The organism is Stenotrophomonas maltophilia, from assembly GCF_047782825.1.
In the GTDB taxonomy this organism is placed as follows: domain Bacteria; phylum Pseudomonadota; class Gammaproteobacteria; order Xanthomonadales; family Xanthomonadaceae; genus Stenotrophomonas.
Genome location: NZ_CP180589.1, coordinates 460,977 through 479,947 on the forward strand (window position 1 = coordinate 460,977; position 18,971 = coordinate 479,947).

Consider the following 18,971-nt stretch of genomic DNA (forward strand, 5'->3'; position numbering starts at 1 on the left):
ACCCCGATGAGCTCGCAAGTACCGCTCATCGTGTGCAGTACGCAGTAGCAATTTGGAGGAAGACATCACATGGCAATTGTTCTTTATGTCGGTGGTAGCAAGGATGGCGAGAAGGGCGTGGTGCCCTACGGCTTCAGCAAATCCCGCGCCGACACCGCGCTGGGGCCGGAGTTCTACACCGAGCGGTTCATGGAACTGCAGGGTGTCGGCAAGGTCCGGTTGATGGCCCTGGAAGGCATGCGTGACGACATCGTCATGCAGCGCGCCGCCCGCCACTACCGTTGACCCCGTAGCACGCGGCAGGGCGCGCCCACCATCGCGCGCCCGCGCCGGCATCCCAGCCCCCCTCGCCAGGATGCCGGCGTCCAGACCGGTCCCGCACGCTGAACCCCGCCGCCTGTCAACGCCTTGTCCGGCTCGGCCGTGGGTTGCAAGAATGGGGTCTTCCCGTAACGCGGCACAGACCTGAAGCAATGCACGACGCCAAGAATGCCCAGAGCGCGCTCGCCCAGCAGATCGCCCAGACCATCGCCGAGGAAATCGGTGCCCAGTCCGCCCAGGTGCGCGCCGCCGTCGGCCTGCTCGACGAGGGCGCCAGCGTTCCGTTCATCGCCCGCTACCGCAAGGAAGTGACCGGTGGCCTGGACGATACCCAGCTGCGCAACCTGGAAACCCGCCTGACCTACCTGCGCGAGCTGGAAGACCGCCGCGCCGCGGTGCTGGCCAGCATCGGCGAGCAGGGCAAGCTGAGCGACGAACTGCGCAACGACATCCTCGCCGCCGATACCAAGAGCCGGCTGGAAGATCTGTACCTGCCCTACAAGCCCAAGCGCCGCACCCGCGCGCAGATTGCACGCGAAGCGGGGCTGGAACCGCTGGCCGATGGCCTGCTGGGCGACCCCACCCAGGACCCGCAGGTGTTCGCCGCCACCTTCGTCGACACCGACAAGGGCGTGGCCGATACCAAGGCCGCGCTGGAAGGCGCGCGCGCGATCCTGATGGAACGCTGGGGCGAAGATGCCGCGCTGGTGGGCGAGCTGCGCACCTGGCTGGGCGACAACGGCGTGATCCGTGCCCGCGTGGCCGAGGGCAAGGAAAACGAAGGCGCCAAGTACCGCGACTATTTCGAGCACGCCGAAGCGCTGGCAAAGATTCCTTCGCACCGCCTGCTGGCGCTGTTCCGTGCGCGTCGCGAGGAAATCCTGTTCCTGGAGCTGGACCCGGGCAGCGATGCCGAGGCCGGCCACCAGTACGCCGAGGGACGCGTGGCACGCAAGGCCGGCATTGCCGACCAGGGCCGCGCCGCCGACCGCTGGCTGCTGGACGCCTGCCGCCTGACCTGGCGCGCCAAGCTGCACACGCACCTGCTGCTGGACCTGTTCAACCAGGCACGCGAGAAGGCCGAGGCCGAGGCCATCGCGGTGTTCGGCGACAACCTGAAGGACCTGCTGCTGGCAGCGCCGGCCGGGCCGAAGACCGTGCTCGGCCTGGACCCGGGCATCCGCACCGGCTGCAAGATCGCCGTGGTCGATGCCACCGGCAAGCTGGTCGCCACCGACACCATCTACCCGCACGAGCCGCGCCGGCAGTGGGATCAGTCGCTGCAGACGATCAAGCAGCTGTGCGCCAAGCACAACGTGGAACTGATCGCGATCGGCAACGGTACCGCCAGCCGTGAGACCGACAAGCTGGCCGGCGAGGCGATCAAGGCCGCCGGCAACCCGAAGCTGCAGAAGGTGGTGGTGAGCGAAGCCGGTGCGTCGGTGTACTCGGCGTCGGAATTCGCGGCCAAGGAATTCCCTGGCTTGGACGTGTCGCTGCGTGGCGCGGTGTCGATTGCCCGCCGCCTGCAGGACCCGCTGGCCGAACTGGTGAAGATCGAACCCAAGGCAATTGGTGTCGGCCAGTACCAGCACGACGTGGACCAGTACCGCCTGGCGCGGGCGCTGGACGCGCGCGTGGAGGACTGCGTGAACGCGGTGGGCGTGTACGTGAACACCGCTTCGGCCGCGCTGCTGTCGCGCGTGTCCGGCCTGTCGTCCACGGTGGCCGAGAACATCGTGCGCCACCGCGATGACAACGGCCCGTTCAAGCGCCGCAAGGACCTGCTGAAGGTCACGCGCCTGGGCGAAAAGACCTTCGAACAGTGCGCCGGCTTCCTGCGCATCGCCGATGGCGACCAGCCGCTGGATGCCTCGGCCGTGCACCCGGAAGCCTATCCGGTGGTCGAGCGCATCGTTGCCAGCACCGCGCGCCCGATCAAGGCGTTGATCGGCGATGGCAGCTTCCTGCGCGGATTGAAGGCCGAGCAGTTCACCGATGACACCTTCGGTGTGCCGACCGTGCGCGACATCCTGAAGGAACTGGAAAAGCCGGGCCGCGACCCGCGCCCGGAGTTCAAGGCCGCGCGCTTCGCCGAAGGCGTGGAGGACATCAAGGACCTGCGCGAAGGCATGGTGCTGGAAGGGGTGGTCAGCAACGTGGCCGCCTTCGGTGCCTTCGTCGATATCGGCGTGCACCAGGACGGGCTGATCCATATCTCGGCGCTGTCGGACACCTACGTGAAGGACCCGCGCGATGTGGTCAAGGCCGGTGACATCGTCAAGGTGAAGGTGTTGGAGGTGGACGTGCCGCGCAAGCGCATCGCCCTGACCCGGCGCCTGGACGATACCCCCGGGCAGGCGACCAGCCGGCCGGGCCAGCGTGAGGAGCGCGGGCAGGGCCAGGGGCCGCGCCGCGATGCTGGCGGCCAGAACCGTGGGCAGAACCGTGGGCAGGGCCATGGCGGCCGCCCGGCGCAGTCGTCGCCGCCAGCCAACAACGCCTTGGCCGACGCCTTCGCCCGCGCCAAGCGCAGCTGAGCGCCGCCCCCGCCCGAGCCCGGCCGGGGTGGGGGGACTTGTCGAGCTTCCCCGGCAGTGCGCACACTTGCGCCCAAGGGGGGCCGTCGGGCCACCCCGTTGTCGCCGGGGAGGGCCATGACGCCGTTCGTTCCCGCCATCGTCCATGAAGGCCGCAGCCCCGTGCTGCGGTCCGTGCGCGTGTGCGCGCTTGGCGTGGGGGCCTGATGGGCGGGCCGGGCAACAACGAAAACGCTGCGCTGGAGCGTCGCCTGCAGGAGCTGGCCGAAGACCGGCGGCGGCTGGCGATGATCATCGATGGCACCGCCGCCGGCACCTGGGAATGGAACGTGCAGACCGGGCAGATGCGGGTCAACGCGCGCTGGGCGGAAATTGTCGGTTACCGCCTGGACGAGCTGGAGCCGGTGTGCCAGAAGACCTTCATCACCCTGGTGCACCCCGATGACCTGGCGCGTTCCGATGCAGCGCTGGATGCGCACTTCGAAGGGCGCACCGACCACTACATGTGCCTGCTGCGCATGCGCCACAAGAACGGGCAATGGATCTGGATCCATGACCGTGGGCGGGTGTTCGAATGGGACGGGCAGGGCAAGCCGCTGTGGATGGCCGGCGCCCATGCCGATGTGACCGAACTGCAGCAGGCCCGCCAGGATGCGGCGGAAATGCGCCAGCGGCTGCAGGCGCTGGTCGATGCGTCCGACGAGGTGGCGGTGATGGCCACCGATCCGGAGGGCACGATCACCCTGTTCAACACCGGCGCCGAACGCCTGCTGGGGTACAGCGCCGAAGACGTGGTGGGCCGCGCGGACCCGGGCATCTTCCACGACCCGGACGAGATGTCGGCCTATCTGGCACCGCTGGCCGATGCCGAGGGCGTGCGCCCGACCCGCTTCAAGGCGCTGACCGCGCAGGCGCAGGGGCAGACCTTCTCGCGGCAATGGACCTTCCTGCGCAAGGACGGGCAGCGCCGGCAGGTGCGTCTGTCGATCAGCCCGATGGACGGGACCGACGGCCAGCGCATCGGCTACGTCGGCATGGCCATCGACATCACCGAGATCCAGCAGGCCCGTGCCGAGGCGCGGCTGGCCGCGGAGAAGTTCGCCGGCGCCTTCACGTCGGCAGCGCTGGGCATGGCCCTGGTATCACTGGAGGGGCGCTGGCTGGACGTGAACGATGCGCTGTGCCGGATCCTGGGCTACCCGCGCGAAGAACTGCTGCAGGTCGATTTCCAGCGGCTGACCTATCCGGCGGACCTGCAGAACGACTTGGCCCTGGTGCAGGACCTGCTGGCCGGCCGATGCAGCTACTACCATCTGGAAAAGCGTTACCTGGACCGCGATGGCAACATCATCTGGGCACGCCTGTCGGTATCGCTGGTGCGCAACGAGCGCGGCGACCCTTTGCATTTCGTGTCGCAGATCCAGGACATCACCGCCCAGCGCAGCAGCGAGCAGCGCCTGTTCGAAAGCGAGCAGCGCAGCCGCATCACCCTGGACGCGGTGGCCGACCTGGTGATGAGCGTGACCCTGGAAGGGCGTATCGAATACGCCAATGCCGCCGCCGTGCGCATGCTGGCCGGCGATGGCGCGCTGACCCTGGCCGGCCACAACGTGCAGGACGTGCTGGCGCTGACCACCGAATACGCACCGGGGTCGGTGCTGGATGTATCGGTGCTGCTCGACCCGGACAGCAATGCCGTGGATCTGCATGCCGATCTGCTGATGCGGATGGGGGCGGCCACGGTGCCGGTGGACCTGACCCGCGCCTGGCTGCGCGACGACGAGGGACAGGTGCGCGGTGCAGTCTGGGTGCTGCGTGACGATACGCAGCAGCGCGCACGCCAGCGCGAAGCACGGCATCTTGCCGAGATCGACCCGCTGACCGAGCTGGGCAACCGCCGCGGCTTCGAGGTGCACCTGCAGCAGGCGATCACCCGCGTCGAGCGGACCGGGCAGGCCGCCTCGCTGATGTTCATCGACCTGGACCGCTTCAAGCCGGTCAACGACACCTGGGGCCATCTGGCCGGCGATGCCGTGCTGTGGGCCGTGGCCAGCGTGCTGCGCCACGGGGTGCGTGATTCGGACGTGGTGTCGCGGCTGGGCGGCGACGAGTTCGCGGTGATCCTGCCCGGCTGTGGGCCGCGCCGCGCGGCGCGCATCGGCCGTGAGCTGCTGCAGACCCTGGCGGCGCTGTCCATTCCGTGGGACAAGGACCGCCTGCGGATCGGTGCCAGCATCGGCATCGCGCCGCTGGCCACCGGCATGACCGTGGACGAAGCGGTAGCCGCCGCCGACGCCCAGTGCTACCGGGCCAAGGCCCTGGGCCGCAACAACGTGCAGGTGCAGGGCGAACTGGGTGAACTGCCCAGCGAGGACGGCGAGCCGGCCTGAACCGGCCCGTACCGGGGACCCGCATGAAGGATGTTTCATTTGCCCGCACCGGCCGATTTGGCGAGCATGGGCGAGTCTTGACTTCACCGCTGCCCATGTCGCGCGTACTGACCATCGAGGACGATGCCATCACCGCCCAGGAAATCGTGGCGGAGCTGGGCAACCATGGCCTGCAGGTGGACTGGGTGGCCGACGGCCGCGAGGGCCTGGTGCGTGCCGCCAGCGGCGACTACGACGCGATCACTCTGGACCGCATGCTGCCCGGCCTGGATGGCCTTGCCATCGTCACCACCCTGCGTCGGATCGGCGTGCAGACCCCGGTGCTGATGCTCAGCGCGCTGTCGGACGTGGACGAGCGCGTGCGCGGCCTGCGTGCCGGTGGTGATGACTACCTGACCAAGCCGTTCGCCTCGGACGAGATGGCCGCACGGGTGGAAGTGCTGCTGCGGCGCCGCCAGCAGCCGGCCAGCCATGACACTGTGCTGCGCGTGGGCGACCTGCAGCTGGACCTGCTGGCCCGCACCGCCCATCGCGGCGGCCGCAGCCTGAGCCTGCTGCCCACCGAGTTCAAGCTGCTGGAATACCTGATGCGCAATGCCGGGCAGGTACTGACCCGGATGATGCTGTTCGAGGAAGTGTGGGGTTACCACTTCGACCCCGGCACCAACCTGATCGATGTCCACATCGGCCGCCTGCGGCGCAAGCTGGACCATCCCGATACTCCTTCGCTGATCCGCACCGTGCGCGGCAGTGGCTATGTCCTCAGCGAAACTGTCTGACGGCTGGCGTTCGTCCAGCAGCCGCCTGCTGGGCCTGTACAGCCTGCTGTTCGTGGCCTGGTCGTGCGTGCTGCTGGGCGTGCTGTACTGGCGGGTGTCGCTGTACCTGGACGAGCTGGCGCAGTCGGCGGTGCTGCAGCGGGCGCATCTGTTCGAGCATTTCAGCGGTGACGCACTGGCCGAAGCGCTGCGCGAGAACCGGCGTTACGACCTGCATGGCATCGACGCCTACGGGCTGTTCACCCCGCACGGCGAGCCGCTGGCCGGGGTGTTGAAGACGCTGCCGAAGCAGCTGCCCATCGACGGCAGCGCGCACCCCGTGTCCGGCCTGCCGATCACCGACGTCAACGCGCAGGGCAAGCGCGGTTTTGGTCTGGCGATGCCGACCCGCGATGGTCGCATCCTGGTGCTGGTGCGCTACAGCGGGCCATTGAACGAGGTCAATCATCTGATCCTGGACGCGCTGCTGTGGGGCGTGTCGCTCACCCTGGTGCCTGGCCTGCTGGGCTGGCACCTGCTGCGGCGGCGGCCCCTGCGCCGCATCCAGGCCATCGAGCAGGCCACCGCGCAGATCGTGGCTGGCAACCTGGGCCAGCGCCTGCCGCTGTCCAACCGCCGCGACGAACTGGACATGCTGGCGGCCATCGTCAACGCGATGCTGGACCGCATCGAGCAGTTGATGACCGAAGTCAAAGGCGTGTGCGACAACATCGCCCACGACCTGCGCACGCCACTGACCCGGCTGCGCGCGCAGCTGTACCGCATGCGCCAGCAGGTGGGTGATGGCGAGCCGCAGGCACTGGCGCTGGAGCAGGTGCTGGATGAGACCGATACCCTGATGGCGCGTTTCCGCGCGCTGCTGCGCATTTCCGAGCTGGAGGACCACCAGCGCCGGTCCGGGTTCGTGGCGCTGGCGCCGGATGCCCTGCTGCAGGAGATCCATGCCTTCTACGCACCGCTGGCCGAGGAGAAGGGCCAGTGGCTGGCGCTGGAACTGGCCGCAGACCTGCCGGTGGTGGTGGGTGATCGCGGGCTGTTGTTCGAAGCGATCGGCAACCTGCTGGACAACGCGATCCGCTTTGCCCCCGAGGGCGGGCGCGTACTGCTGGCCGCGCGGGTGCAGGACGGCGCGACGTGCATCGCGGTGGAGGATTCCGGCCCCGGCATTCCCGAGGCGGAGCGCAGCCTGGTGTTCCAGCGCTTCCATCGTGCCGAGGCGAGCGAGGGCGGTGGTTTTGGCCTGGGGTTGTCGATCGTGGCGGCGATTGCCGGCCTGCACGGCTTCCGGGTGACGGCGGGGGAGTCGCGGCTGGGCGGCGCAGGTTTCAGCCTGCTGTGCAGGCCGCAGGTGCTGTAGAGGTGTTGTTTTTTGCAGGGCTTGCAGCCCTGCACCCGCAGGATCAACGTCCACGTCAACGTCCACGTCAAGAGCCTGCATTCCGTGGGATGGCGGGGTGGGTCCGGTTGCGGGGGACGCTGCAAGTACGTCCCTGTAAGCTCGGTCGCGCCATCCATGCCGCTCACACCCCCTCAACCGGACCCACCCCGCCTTCGACAGACTGCCGCGATCTGTCAGGACGGCACGGGGTCGGATCCCGTTGCTGCGCAACGGGCTCCGACCCCAGATTCAATATTCAATTCGATTTCTGACAGAAAAATCGTGCCGACCAAGGTCGACACCTACCAAGAGCAATAGCAACGGACGTAGGTACCAACCGCCGCGGAGATCTGTCAGGGGTGGGGCGGTGTGGGTGGGCAGGACCGCAGGCGCCATGGATGGCGCCTACGAGCCCCCAGGGATGGGTTTACGGCGTGTCCTGCCCACCCACACCGCCCCGCCCAACCAGCAGAAACCCAGAGCCGCCTTTGACGTTGACGTTGACGTTGACGTGGCTTCGGCAGGTGCAGGGCGCAGCCCTGCCGATCCACCACCCCTTCATGAAATATGTTTCATCTGCGGCACAGCTTTGTTTTAACTGCCAGCGCCGATACTTGCCGGCCTGCGCTGCCCACGGTGGGCATCCGCACTGCTGGAGAGCTGCATGCTCGGCTTGGTCAGGACCGCGCTCAACAAGCCTTACACCTTCGTGGTGATGACCATTTTCATCTGCATCGTCGGCCCGCTCAGCGCCCTGCGTACGCCCACCGACGTGTTCCCCGACATCGGCATCCCGGTCATCGCCGTGGTCTGGCAGTACACCGGCCTCTCGCCCGATGCCATGTCCGGCCGCGTGATCTCACCCTACGAGCGTGCGCTCAGTACCACCGTCAACGACATCGAACACATCGAATCGCAGTCGCTGGCCGGCATGGGCGTGGTCAAGGTGTTCTTCCAGCCCGGCGTGGACATCCGTACCGCCAACGCGCAGATCACCGCCATCTCGCAGACCATCGTCAAGCAGATGCCGGCCGGCATGACCCCGCCGCTCATCCTCAACTACAGCGCCTCCACCGTGCCGGTGCTGCAGATGGCGTTCTCCAGCCCGACCCTGGGCGAATCCCAGATCCGCGATCTGGCGCAGAACACCGTGCGCCCGCCGCTCACCTCCATCCCCGGCCTGGCCATTCCCGCGCCGTACGGCGGCAAGCAGCGGCAGATCACCCTCGACCTCGACCCGCAGGCGCTGGCCGCCAAGGGCCTGTCCGCGCAGGATGTGGGCAATGCGCTGGCGGCGCAGAACCAGATCACCCCGGTGGGTACAGCCAAGCTTGGCAGCAACGAATTCACCGTGCTGCTCAACAACAGCCCCAGCGAGATCGAGGCGCTCAACGACCTGCCGATCCGCACCGTCAACGGCGCGATCGTCACCATCGGCCAGGTCGCCCACGTGCGCGATGGCTCGCCGCCGCAGACCAACATCGTGCGCGTCAATGGTGGTCACTCCGTGCTGATGGCCGCGTTGAAGAACGGCGATGCTTCCACGCTCACCCTGGTCAGCCGCATCCGCAGCATGCTGCCGCAGATCGGCGAGACCCTGCCGCCGTCGCTGAAGATCTCGCTGCTGGGTGATGCCTCCACCTTCGTGCGTGAATCGATCAGCAGCGTCGCCCGCGAGGGCATCATCGCCGCGCTGCTGACCAGTGTGATGATCCTGGTGTTCCTGGGCAGCTGGCGCTCGACGGTGATCATTGCTGCGTCCATTCCGCTGGCGGTGTTGTCGGCCATCGCGCTGCTGTCGGCGGCCGGGCAGACGCTCAACGTGATGACCCTGGGCGGTCTGGCGCTTGCGGTGGGCATCCTGGTGGACGATGCGACGGTGACCATCGAGAACGTCAACTGGCACCTGGAACAGGGCAAGGGTGTGCGCGAGGCCATCCTTGACGGCGCTGCGCAGATCGTCGGCCCGGCGTTCGTGTCGCTGCTGTGCATCTGCATCGTGTTCGTGCCGATGTTCCTGCTCGATGGCATCGCCGGTTACCTGTTCCGGCCGATGGCGCTGGCGGTGATCTTCGCCATGGGCAGCTCGTTCGTGCTGTCGCGCACCCTGGTGCCGACCATGGCGCTGTACCTGCTGCGCCCGCACCGCGTCGAACACGGCGTGGGCCATCACCCGGAAGACGCCTTCCTCAACCACCACGAGGGCGACCACCCGCAACACCGCCGCGCGCGGCTGGCGGCCACCCTGGTGCGCTGGCAGCAGCGTTTTGAAGCCGGGTTCTCGGCCGTGCGTGACCGCTACCACGCACTGCTGGGCCTGGCCCTGGCCGACCGCCGCCGCTTCCTGATCGGCTTCATGGCCTGCGTCGTGGTGTCCTTCGCCCTGCTGCCGACCTTGGGCCAGGACTTCTTCCCGGCCACCGAAGCCAGTGCGTTGTCGCTGCACGTGCGCCTGCCGCTGGGCACGCGCATCGAGGAAACCGCCGCGGCGTTCGACCGCATCGAAGCGCGCATCCGCCAGGAAATCCCACCCAGCGAGATCGACGCCATCGTCGACAACCTGGGCCTGCCGATGACCGGCATCAACATGGCCTACAGCGCCAGCGGCACCATCGGCCCGCAGGACGGTGACATCCAGGTATCGCTGAAACCCAGGCACGGCGATGCGGCCGAGTACGAACGGCGCCTGCGCGAAGTGCTGCCGGCTGCGTTCCCAGGTACCAGCTTCGCTTTCCTGCCGGCCGATACCAGCAGCCAGATTCTCAACTTCGGTTCGCCGGCGCCCATGGACGTGCGTATTGCCGGGCCGAACGCCGCCGGCAACCGCGTCTACGCGCAGGAACTGATCCGCCGCCTGCGCCACGTGCCGGGACTGGTCGACCTGCGCCTGCAGCAGCCCGATGGCTACCCGACGCTGAAGGTGGATGTGGACCGCCTGCGTGCCAATGGCCTGGGCATCACCGAACGCGACGTCACCAACAGCATGGTCGCTTCGCTGGCCGGCAGTGGCCAGGTGGCCCCGACGTTCTGGCTCAGCCCGAAGAACGGCATTTCCTACAGCGTGGTCGCGGCCACCCCGCAGTACCGGATGGACAGCCTGGCTGCCCTGCATGCCTTGCCGGTGACCGGCAGCAGCGGCGTGCCGCAGATCCTGGGGGGCCTGGCCGATATCCAGCGTGGTTCCAGTTCGGCCGTGGTGACCCACTACAACGTGCAGCCCACCCTGGATGTCTACGCCAGTGTGCAGGGCCGCGATCTGGGCGCCGTGGCGGCCGATGTGCAGAAGGTCATCGATGGCATGGCCAGCCAGCGCCCGCGCGGCACCGAGGTCGGCCTGCATGGCCAGATCGATGCGCTGCATGTGGCCTTCACCGGCCTGGGCTACGGCCTGCTGGCGGCGATCGTGCTGATCTACCTGCTGATCGTCATCAACTTCCAGTCGTGGACCGATCCGTTCGTCATCATCACCGCGCTGCCGGCCGGCCTGGCGGGTGTGGTGTGGATGCTGTTCCTCACCCACACCTCGTTGTCGGTGCCTGCACTGACCGGTGCCATCCTGTGCATGGGCGTGGCCACGGCCAACTCCATCCTGGTGGTCAGCTTCTGCCGTGAGCGCCTGGCCGAGCACGGCGATGCCGCCAAGGCCGCGCTGGAAGCCGGATTCACCCGCTTCCGCCCGGTCTGCATGACCGCGCTGGCAATGATCCTGGGCATGCTGCCGACCGCACTGTCCACCGAACAGAACGCGCCGCTGGGGCGCGCGGTGATCGGTGGCCTGCTGCTGGCAACCTGCGCCACCCTGCTGTTCGTGCCGGTGGTGTTCGCCCTGGTCCACTCGCGTAAACCCCGCACCGCCCCCGCCGGAGAGCCCCTGCATGTCTGATGCTTCGCTGCCGCAGCGTTCGCTGCGCCGCCCCCTCATCCTGGGTGCCGCCATCGCGGTGGCGCTGGTTGCCGCCGGTCTGGCCCTGCGCGCACAGCAGGCACACGCCGTGGTCGAATGGACCGAACGGCAGGCGGTGCCGGCCGTACAGGTGGTCACCGCTGGTGCGCAGGGCGCGGAGGGCACGATGACCCTGCCGGCGCACCTGACCGCGTGGACCGAAGCGCCCATCCATGCGCGCGTGGGCGGCTACCTGAAGTCCTGGAGCGCGGATATCGGCCAGTCGGTGAAGGCCGGCCAGGTGCTGGCGGTGATCGACAGCCCGGAACTGGACCAGCAGATTGCCCAGGCCCATGCCCATCTGCTGCAGGCGCAGGCCGATGCCGCGCTGGCCAAGGTCAGTGCCGAGCGCTGGCAGGGCATGCTGGGCAGCCACTCGGTATCGCGCCAGGAAGCCGATGAGAAGCAGGCCAATGCGGTGGCCGCGCAGGCCAGCGTGGAAGCGGCACAGGCCGACTACGCGCGACTGCAGGAGCTGGGTCGCTACCGCACGCTGCGTGCGCCCTTCGATGGCACGGTCACCTCACGGCAGACCGACGTGGGCCAGCTGATCCGCGCCGATGACAGTGGCCGCGAACTGTTCAACATCGCCGATACCCGGCGTTTGCGCCTGATGGTGCCGGTGCCGCAGAACAGTGCCGGCAGCATCCGCGCGGGCCTGCAGGCCACGCTGCAGGTGCCGGGCCAGTCCGGTCGCCATTTCACCGCCACGCTGCAGGGCGATTCGAGTGCCATCGACCGCAGTTCGGGCACCTTGCTGGCCCAGTTCGTGGTCGACAACGCCGATGGCGCGCTGCTGCCTGGCAGCTATGCCGAAGTGACCCTGCCCCTGCAGGGTGTAGGGGACGGGGTGAGCGTGCCCGCCGAAGTGCTGATCTTCCGCGCCAAAGGCACCCAGGTAGCCGTGGTCGACGCCAAGGACACCGTGCACCTGCGCGACATCCACATCGTCAGTGACCTGGGCAGCACGCTGCGGGTCGATCGCGGTCTGAAGGCCGGCGACCGGGTCATTCCGAATCCGCCCGATGCGCTGCGCGAAGGTGACAAGGTGCGCGTGGTGGCCGGTGAGCAGGAGCCTGCCCGTGCGCGCGGTTGAGCGCCGCCTGGCACTGGTGCTCGGCGCGCTGCTGCTGGGCGGTTGTTCGCTGGCACCGACCTACCAGGTGCCCGCCGTGACGATGCCGGCCGGCTATGAAGGCAGTGCCGCGACGGCGGCTGCCACACCGCTGCCGACCGCCTGGTGGAAGGCCTTCCAGGACCCGCAGCTGGACCGCCTGCAGCAGCAGTTGGCCGATGCCAGCCCGACCCTGGCACTGGCCGTGGCCCATTACGATGCCGCACGCGCCGCCGCGGGTGAAGTGGCGTCGGCGCGTGCGCCGCAGGTGGGCCTCAGCGCCGGGCCGATGCGCCAGCGCCAGTCCGATGACAAGCCACTGCGCAGCGCCACCCAGCCGGCCGTCTATGACAGCAACAGCGCGACGTTCTCGCTGTCCTTCGATCTGGACCTGTGGGGACGGCTGCGCAATGCGGCCGCGGCCGCAGGTGCACGTGCCGACGCGAGTGGCGATGATCTGGCTGCCGCCCGTCTGAGCCTGTCGCAGCAGCTGGCGGGGCTGTACCTGCAGCTGCGCGGTGCCGAGGCGCAGCAGGCAATCCTGCAGGACAGCATCGAGGATTACCGGCAGGCGCTGGCACTGACCGAAGACCGCTTCCGCGGCGAGATCGCCTCGGAACTGGATGTGGCGCGTGCCCGCCACCAGCTGGCCAGTGCACAGGCAGACCTGGACGCCCTGGATGGACGCCACGCGCTGCTGCGGCATGCCATTGCCGAGCTGGTGGGCGCGCCTGCCAGCGGCTTTGCGCTGGACCCCGGCGCGCTGCCGGCGTTGCCAGAGGTACCGGCCGACCTGCCCAGCAACCTGTTGCAGCGGCGGCCGGATATCGCCGCAGCCGAACGCCGGGTGTTCGCCGCCAATGCGGGCATCGGCGTGGCCCGTGCCGCGTGGTTCCCGCAGCTCAGCCTGACCGGCCTGCTCGGTGGGCAGACGTCCGGCAGCGCCGCCGTGCTGGACGCCGGCAATCGCTACTGGGCGCTGGGCCCGCTTGCAGCGTTGCCGGTGTTCGACGGTGGCCGCCGCAAGGCCGCCAAGGCGCAGGCCGATGCCGAATTCGATGCGGCATCGGCGCAGTACCGCGCGGCGGTGCTGGCGGCGATCCGCCAGGTCGAGGACCAGCTGACCCTGCTGCGCCAGCTTGAAGCGCAGCGCGGCCATGAAGACGACGCGGTGCAGGCGGCGCGGCGCGCCGAGCAGATCGCCCACGACCGCTATGCCGGCGGCGCGGTGAGCTACCTGGACGTGGTGAGCGCGCAGACCGATGCACGCCAGGCGCAGCTGGGCCTGCAGGACATCCAGAGCCGGCAGCTGCAGGCCAGCGCCGCATTGATGGCGGCCCTGGGTGGCGGCTGGGCGCCCTGACGGCGGCCACGGTCTCAATCTGTGAGAGGGCAGGGCGGAACAATCGCCCCATCGCCACCTCCGCAGGGGATCCACCATGAACCGCTGGAAGAGAAACGTCGCCGGGGCCTATGCCCCGGCCTGCATCGGCTGGCTGCTGGCCCTGGCCGGTGGCCTGCGCCTGGAACAGCTGCGCATCGATCCGCTGGCACAGTCACTGGTCCCCGTGCTGCAATGGGGCGTGGCCGCTGCACTGCTGGCTACCCTGGGCTGCATCGTCGCCGCCAGTACCGCGCTCTGGCGCACCGGCCGCCCGTAGCGTCGAGCTTGCTCGACTGCTCCTCAACACCGCCGTCGAGCAGGCTCGACGCTCCGAAAGGTCATCAATGTTTGCCTGGGACGAAACCGCCTTCATTGAACTCTTCGGCACGATGCCCGAAGTGGATGCATCCGGCGGCATCGATGTACAGGTCGTGCATGCACAAGGTTCCCTGAAACTGCACCTGGGGTTCAACGTGCTCACCGGCGACGTGCAGGTGCGGCTGTTCGCACACGGGCAGGGTGAGCCGGTGTTCGAGGCGTGGATCGGCGAAAGCCCGGGCGCACGCGTCGTGCGCAATGCGGGGGCTGAATTCGTGGAGATCGGTGGCACCGGTGCGTGGCCGCACGTGCGCGGTTACGACATGCTGCAGCCGTTGGCACATGGGCTGCGCCTGTTTGTCGCGCCGGCGCTGATGGTGAAGGCCTTCGGTCCGTAGAGTCGAGCTTGCTCAGTCGAGCATGGCTCGACTCTACGGAATGCCCAGTCGAGCATGGCTCGACTCTACGGAATGCCCAGTCGAGCAAGCTCGACTCTACAGATTGCAGGCCGGGTCAGCGCAGGACGGGCTCCACATCCACCAGGCGGACGTCATGCATCTGGTCCAGGTAGGCCTCGTAGTACCACTTGTGCGATGCGCCGACGATGGCCAGCATGCGCGTGCCCGGGTGCTGGCCCAGCACATCGCGGATGTTGGCGACCATGCGCAGGTTGCGCGTTTCCCAGTAGCCCACGTAGTTGCGGCCAAAACCTTCCGGCGACGGTTCGATGAGGGCGGCGCCGAAATCGCTGTCGTAGACGCTCTGTGCGGTCTGCGGGGAGTTCTCGTGGCGATAGAGCGCAAGCACTCCACCTGGTTCGGTCACCTTGGCATCGAAGGGGGCGGAGGCGGCCCGGCGGGCTTTGCTGGCGGGGTTGTCCCAGGCGCCCCGGATCGCTTTGGCATAAGCCTTCTTCTGGTCCTGGGGGGTTTCCGAATCGGCCGTGTGGTCATCCACCGACCACAGGCGCTCCAGCCCCAGCCGTGCGGCCAGTTCGGCGGCCACCAGGTTCACCTCGTCCTTGCGCTGCACGCGCGCGTCCAGGTACTCGACCAGTGCCGGGGTCAGGCTGTCAGCGGCGCGTCGTTCGCTGCTGGGCAGGCGAAGCCACTGCACGATGGCCGAACCGCGTTCACCTGCGGCCAGGAACACCGCAGCCAGCCGGCGTCGCTGTGCCGGTGTGGCGTCCTTCGGCCACGTCGCCAGCATCCGGTCCATTTCCGCATAGGCACTGGGCACATCCAGCCCGGTCGCTGCCTGTGCCGGTGCGGTATCGACGCAGTAGGTGGTCACGCTATCGGCATAGCGGGTCGGGTTGCGGCGCATGAAGTCGCACTGCAGTCCGGATACGTTCTCCACCGCGATGGCCGTGGGCTGCCACGCCAGCAGCCGCGCCAGCAGCGGTTCCAGCATTGCCGGCTGGAACGCGTCGGGCAGGGTGGAAAGATGCGGGCTGCCCAGTACCAGCACGTCATTGATGCGGCCAGCGGGCGGCCCCTTGTGTTCGCCAGGGTGGAAGGCGGGGCGATACGGCGCATCGGCGGCGCCGGCGGCGGCACTGAACAGGCTCAACAACAGAACACAGGTACGACGTTTGAACATGGGCTTCTCCCTGCAATGGATGCATCCGTGATGAGGGCGATGCTGCATGCAGGGCCGCGCGATGTAATCCCCCGTTGGTCATGGCAACCTTCTGGCCGCTGGGTGCATCGCAGGTAAGCGAGGGATGGGCCACAATGGTCCTTGCAACAAGGATCGACCCACCACATGGACACAGCCATTTTCATTGCGACGATCGCCGCGCTGCTGGGCACGATCATCGGTTTCATCGGCCCTGCGGGCTGGCGCTGGCAGCTGCTGCGGCTATCGCCGGCGCTGCTGCTGCCGGTGGCCCTGCATGTCCTGCAGAGCACGCCGTGGATCTTCGGTGGTGGCGGGAACTGGGTGACGGCAGCGGTGTTCCTCTGGGTGGGCAGCGTCGGCTACCTGCCAGCGGTGCTGGCCGTGGGCGGGCTGCGCTGGATGATCCAGCGCCGGCAGTGAACACCGGGAGACTGCAATGCTGGTAAGGATCGGAAGCCTGGATGAGGCGCTGCAGGTATTGCAGGGCGTGGATGAGCTGGGCCAGGGGCGCACCCACGCCACCTATTCGGCCCGCCTGGCCGGCCGCCGCCACCTGGTGCTGGTGGCCGAGCAGGGCGGCGAACTGGTCGGCTTCAAAGTGGGCTACGCGCTGGACCGGCGGCGCTTCTACAGTTGGGTGGGCGGTATCCATCCCGCCCATCGCCGGCAGGGCATCGCCCAGGCCCTGCTGGACACCCAGCAGCGCTGGGCATCGGCCCAGGGCTATGGCTGCATCGAGGTGAAGACCTCGCAGGCCTTCCCGCAGATGGTGGCCCTGCTCGAACGCAACAGTTACCAGCGCCTGGGCGAGGTGGAAGGCAAGCTGCTGTACCGCCGGGCCCTGTGAAGGCTGCCGGGCCGTTGAAACAACCCTAAAGCCCAGGCCCTGGGCGCCGATATCCTGACTGGATCCCGCTCCTGTCCCCTCGCGCAGGACCCAAGGCTGCCCCCGATGGGCGGCCCGCGCTGTGTGTATCGCCGAACGCTTCCGCAGTTCGCAGTGCCCAGCACCACGCGCCACACGATCGAGGACGCTGCCCCCGCGCGTCCGCAAGTCCAGGCAATTGATGGCCCCGCCGGGCGCCCCGCCCGCCGGATTGCACCTTATTGGACTCCGAGGACCACACGATGCTGATGCCAGGCTTCACGGCGGGTGAACAGACTCCGGCCGAACCGATTTCCCGTTGGTCTCCGTGGCGCTTGTTGCTGGGCGCGCTGGGATCGCAACGCAGTGCCGACACGCCGGCATCCGAACAGGTCCGCCGCCAGGACGAACTGGCCGCACAGGTGGCAGCACTGCACCGCGTGCAGGCGGTGATCGAGTTCGCCCTGGATGGCACCATCCTGCAGGCCAACGACAACTTCCTGCAGGCGGTGGGCTACCGGCTGGATGAGATCCAGGGCCAGCACCATTCGCTGTTCGTCGACCCCGATCACGCGCGCAGCGCGGACTATCGTGACTTCTGGGCGCGGCTGGCGCGTGGCGAGTTCGACGCCGGGCAGTACCAGCGCTTCGGCAAGGGCGGGCGTGAAATCTGGATCCAGGCCTCCTACAACCCGGTACTGGACCGTCAGGGGCGCCCCTACAAAGTGGTCAAGTTCGCTACCGACATCACCGCCCAGAAGCAGCAGGCGGCCGATTCGGCCGGGCAGCTGGCCGCCATCGACAAATCGCAGGCAGTGATCGAGTTCAGCCTGGATGGTCGCATCCTGTCGGCCAATGCCAACTTCCTGGCCACCACCGGCTACACGCTGGACGAAGTGCGTGGCCAGCACCACTCGCTGTTCGTCGAATCCGACTACCGCGCCAGCACCGAGTACCGGCAGTTCTGGGAAAAGCTTGGACGCGGCGAGTACGACGCCGGGCAGTACCGGCGCCTGGGCAAGGGCGGCCGCGAAGTGTGGATCCAAGCGTCCTACAACCCGATCCTGGACATGAACGGCCGCCCCTTCAAGGTGGTCAAGTACGCGACCGACATCACCGCCCAAGTGCATGAAAACCAGGCCACCCAGCGTGCCGTGGCGCAGACCCGCGAAGTGGTGGCGGCGGCCAAGCTAGGCGACCTGACCCACAGCATCGCCCTGGCCGACAAGAGCGGCCCCATCGCCGAACTGTGCGAGGGCGTGAACGCGCTGGTCGAAGCGATGGCCAGCATCATCGGCCAGATCAAGTTCGCCGCCGACACCATCGCGGTGGGCGCCACGGAGATCGCCCAAGGCAACAGCGATCTGTCCCAGCGCACCGAACAGCAGGCCGCATCGCTGGAGGAAACCGCGGTGTCGATGAAGGGCCTGGCCGATACCGTGCAGCGCACCGCGACCAACGCGCGCCAGGCCAGCCAGCTGGCCGGCGGCGCCGCCGATGTCGCGGCCCGCGGCGGCAGCGTGGTGCATGAAGTCGTGTCGACCATGGCCGTCATCAATGCGTCCTCGCGGCGCATCGTGGACATCATCGGGGTGATCGACGGCATCGCCTTCCAGACCAACATCCTGGCCTTGAACGCGGCCGTGGAAGCGGCACGTGCCGGCGAACACGGGCGCGGCTTCGCGGTGGTCGCCACGGAGATCCGTGAACTGTCGCAGCGTTCGGCCAGTGCGGCCAAGGAGATCAAGCAGCTGATCGACGCATCGGTGGCCAATGTCGGTGCCGGCACCACGCAGGTGGAAAGTGCTGGGCGGACCATGGACGAGATCGTGCGCGACGTGCGCAGGGTCAGCGACCTGATGACCGAGATCAGCACTGCGGCCCAGCAGCAGAGCGACGACATCCAGCAGATGAACCACGCGGTGGACCTGATCGACCAGGGCACGCAGCAGAATGCGGCACTGGTGGAGGAGGCCTCGGCGGCCGCACGCAGCATGGAGGAACAATCCGCGCAGCTGCTGCAGACCGTGGCCGGGTTCCGGGTGGATGGCGGGCAGGGTAGGGCGGCGCCGCAGCTGCGGGCCGTGTACTAGCGCGCCGGGCGGAAACGCAAAAGGCCAGGTCGATGACCTGGCCTTTGATGCGATGGTGCCGGTGAAAGGACTCGAACCTTCATGGGGTTACCCCCGGCTGATTTTGAGTCAGCTGCGTATACCATTCCGCCACACCGGCAGCAGCGGGCTAGTGTAACCGAGCCCGCCGGAGGTTCATAGAGGTGCCGTAGAACGGGCCAGAAACCCCTTGCTTTGTCGGTAT

At 68.0% G+C, this 18,971-nt stretch carries 14 protein-coding genes and 1 tRNA gene; 13 read left to right on the forward strand and 2 right to left on the reverse strand.

The genetic code is table 11. The features are described 5' to 3' along the window. Positions 1-69: 69 nt before the first annotated feature. The 10 genes from ACM2ZB_RS02150 to ACM2ZB_RS02195 all read left to right on the forward strand — a co-directional run bounded on the left by ACM2ZB_RS02150 (position 70) and on the right by ACM2ZB_RS02195 (position 14,565). Positions 70-285 (forward strand): hypothetical protein, encoded by a 216-nt coding sequence (locus ACM2ZB_RS02150; RefSeq protein WP_005417149.1) that lies wholly within the window; start codon positions 70-72, stop codon positions 283-285. A gap of 188 nt (positions 286-473) precedes the next feature. Further along, positions 474-2,861: a Tex family protein gene (locus tag ACM2ZB_RS02155; RefSeq protein ID WP_416057247.1), complete on the forward strand. Its 2,388-nt coding sequence runs from the start codon at positions 474-476 to the stop codon at positions 2,859-2,861. 206 nt (positions 2,862-3,067) lie between these two features. After that, positions 3,068-5,251, forward strand: a complete 2,184-nt coding sequence (locus tag ACM2ZB_RS02160) for a PAS domain S-box protein (RefSeq protein WP_416058604.1) — start codon at positions 3,068-3,070, stop codon at positions 5,249-5,251. 95 nt (positions 5,252-5,346) lie between these two features. After that, entirely contained in the window at positions 5,347-6,030 is a 684-nt protein-coding gene (locus ACM2ZB_RS02165) for a response regulator transcription factor (protein ID WP_313443408.1), read from the forward strand. Beyond that, positions 6,008-7,387, forward strand: coding sequence for a sensor histidine kinase (locus ACM2ZB_RS02170; RefSeq protein WP_416057248.1), 1,380 nt, complete (start codon positions 6,008-6,010; stop codon positions 7,385-7,387). The genes ACM2ZB_RS02165 and ACM2ZB_RS02170 overlap by 23 nt, the downstream gene beginning before the upstream one ends. Positions 7,388-8,072: 685 nt before the next feature. After that, a complete protein-coding gene (locus ACM2ZB_RS02175) occupies positions 8,073-11,291 on the forward strand; it encodes an efflux RND transporter permease subunit (protein WP_416057249.1) in 3,219 nt (1,072 codons plus the stop codon). Next, positions 11,284-12,447, forward strand: a complete 1,164-nt coding sequence (locus tag ACM2ZB_RS02180) for an efflux RND transporter periplasmic adaptor subunit (protein WP_416057250.1) — start codon at positions 11,284-11,286, stop codon at positions 12,445-12,447. The genes ACM2ZB_RS02175 and ACM2ZB_RS02180 overlap by 8 nt, the downstream gene beginning before the upstream one ends. Further along, on the forward strand, positions 12,434-13,828 hold the full coding sequence (locus ACM2ZB_RS02185) for an efflux transporter outer membrane subunit (protein ID WP_416057251.1): 1,395 nt from the start codon (positions 12,434-12,436) through the stop codon (positions 13,826-13,828). Before ACM2ZB_RS02180 ends, ACM2ZB_RS02185 begins: the two co-directional genes overlap by 14 nt. Before the next feature lie 76 nt (positions 13,829-13,904). Beyond that, on the forward strand, positions 13,905-14,126 hold the full coding sequence (locus ACM2ZB_RS02190) for a hypothetical protein (protein ID WP_416057252.1): 222 nt from the start codon (positions 13,905-13,907) through the stop codon (positions 14,124-14,126). Positions 14,127-14,193: 67 nt separating this feature from the next. Beyond that, positions 14,194-14,565 carry a hypothetical protein gene (locus tag ACM2ZB_RS02195; protein ID WP_416057253.1) on the forward strand — a complete coding sequence of 124 codons (372 nt, stop codon included), beginning with the start codon at positions 14,194-14,196 and terminating at the stop codon, positions 14,563-14,565. 115 nt (positions 14,566-14,680) lie between these two features. Here ACM2ZB_RS02195 and ACM2ZB_RS02200 read toward each other — a convergent pair whose 3' ends face one another. Further along, on the reverse strand, positions 14,681-15,769 hold the full coding sequence (locus ACM2ZB_RS02200; RefSeq protein ID WP_416057254.1) for a DUF5694 domain-containing protein: 1,089 nt from the start codon (positions 15,767-15,769) through the stop codon (positions 14,681-14,683). 165 nt (positions 15,770-15,934) lie between these two features. Between ACM2ZB_RS02200 and ACM2ZB_RS02205 the strand changes: the two genes are divergently transcribed. From ACM2ZB_RS02205 to ACM2ZB_RS02215, 3 genes are all read left to right on the forward strand, one after another. Further along, complete coding sequence (locus ACM2ZB_RS02205; RefSeq protein ID WP_416057255.1) at positions 15,935-16,210, forward strand: hypothetical protein; 276 nt, start codon at positions 15,935-15,937, stop codon at positions 16,208-16,210. 16 nt (positions 16,211-16,226) lie between these two features. After that, positions 16,227-16,637: a GNAT family N-acetyltransferase gene (locus ACM2ZB_RS02210; protein WP_416057256.1), complete on the forward strand. Its 411-nt coding sequence runs from the start codon at positions 16,227-16,229 to the stop codon at positions 16,635-16,637. A gap of 281 nt (positions 16,638-16,918) precedes the next feature. Continuing rightward, positions 16,919-18,748 carry a methyl-accepting chemotaxis protein gene (locus tag ACM2ZB_RS02215; RefSeq protein ID WP_416057257.1) on the forward strand — a complete coding sequence of 610 codons (1,830 nt, stop codon included), beginning with the start codon at positions 16,919-16,921 and terminating at the stop codon, positions 18,746-18,748. 53 nt (positions 18,749-18,801) lie between these two features. Here the strand turns inward: ACM2ZB_RS02215 and ACM2ZB_RS02220 are convergent. After that, a tRNA-Leu gene (locus ACM2ZB_RS02220) sits at positions 18,802-18,887 on the reverse strand. Positions 18,888-18,971: the final 84 nt, after the last annotated feature.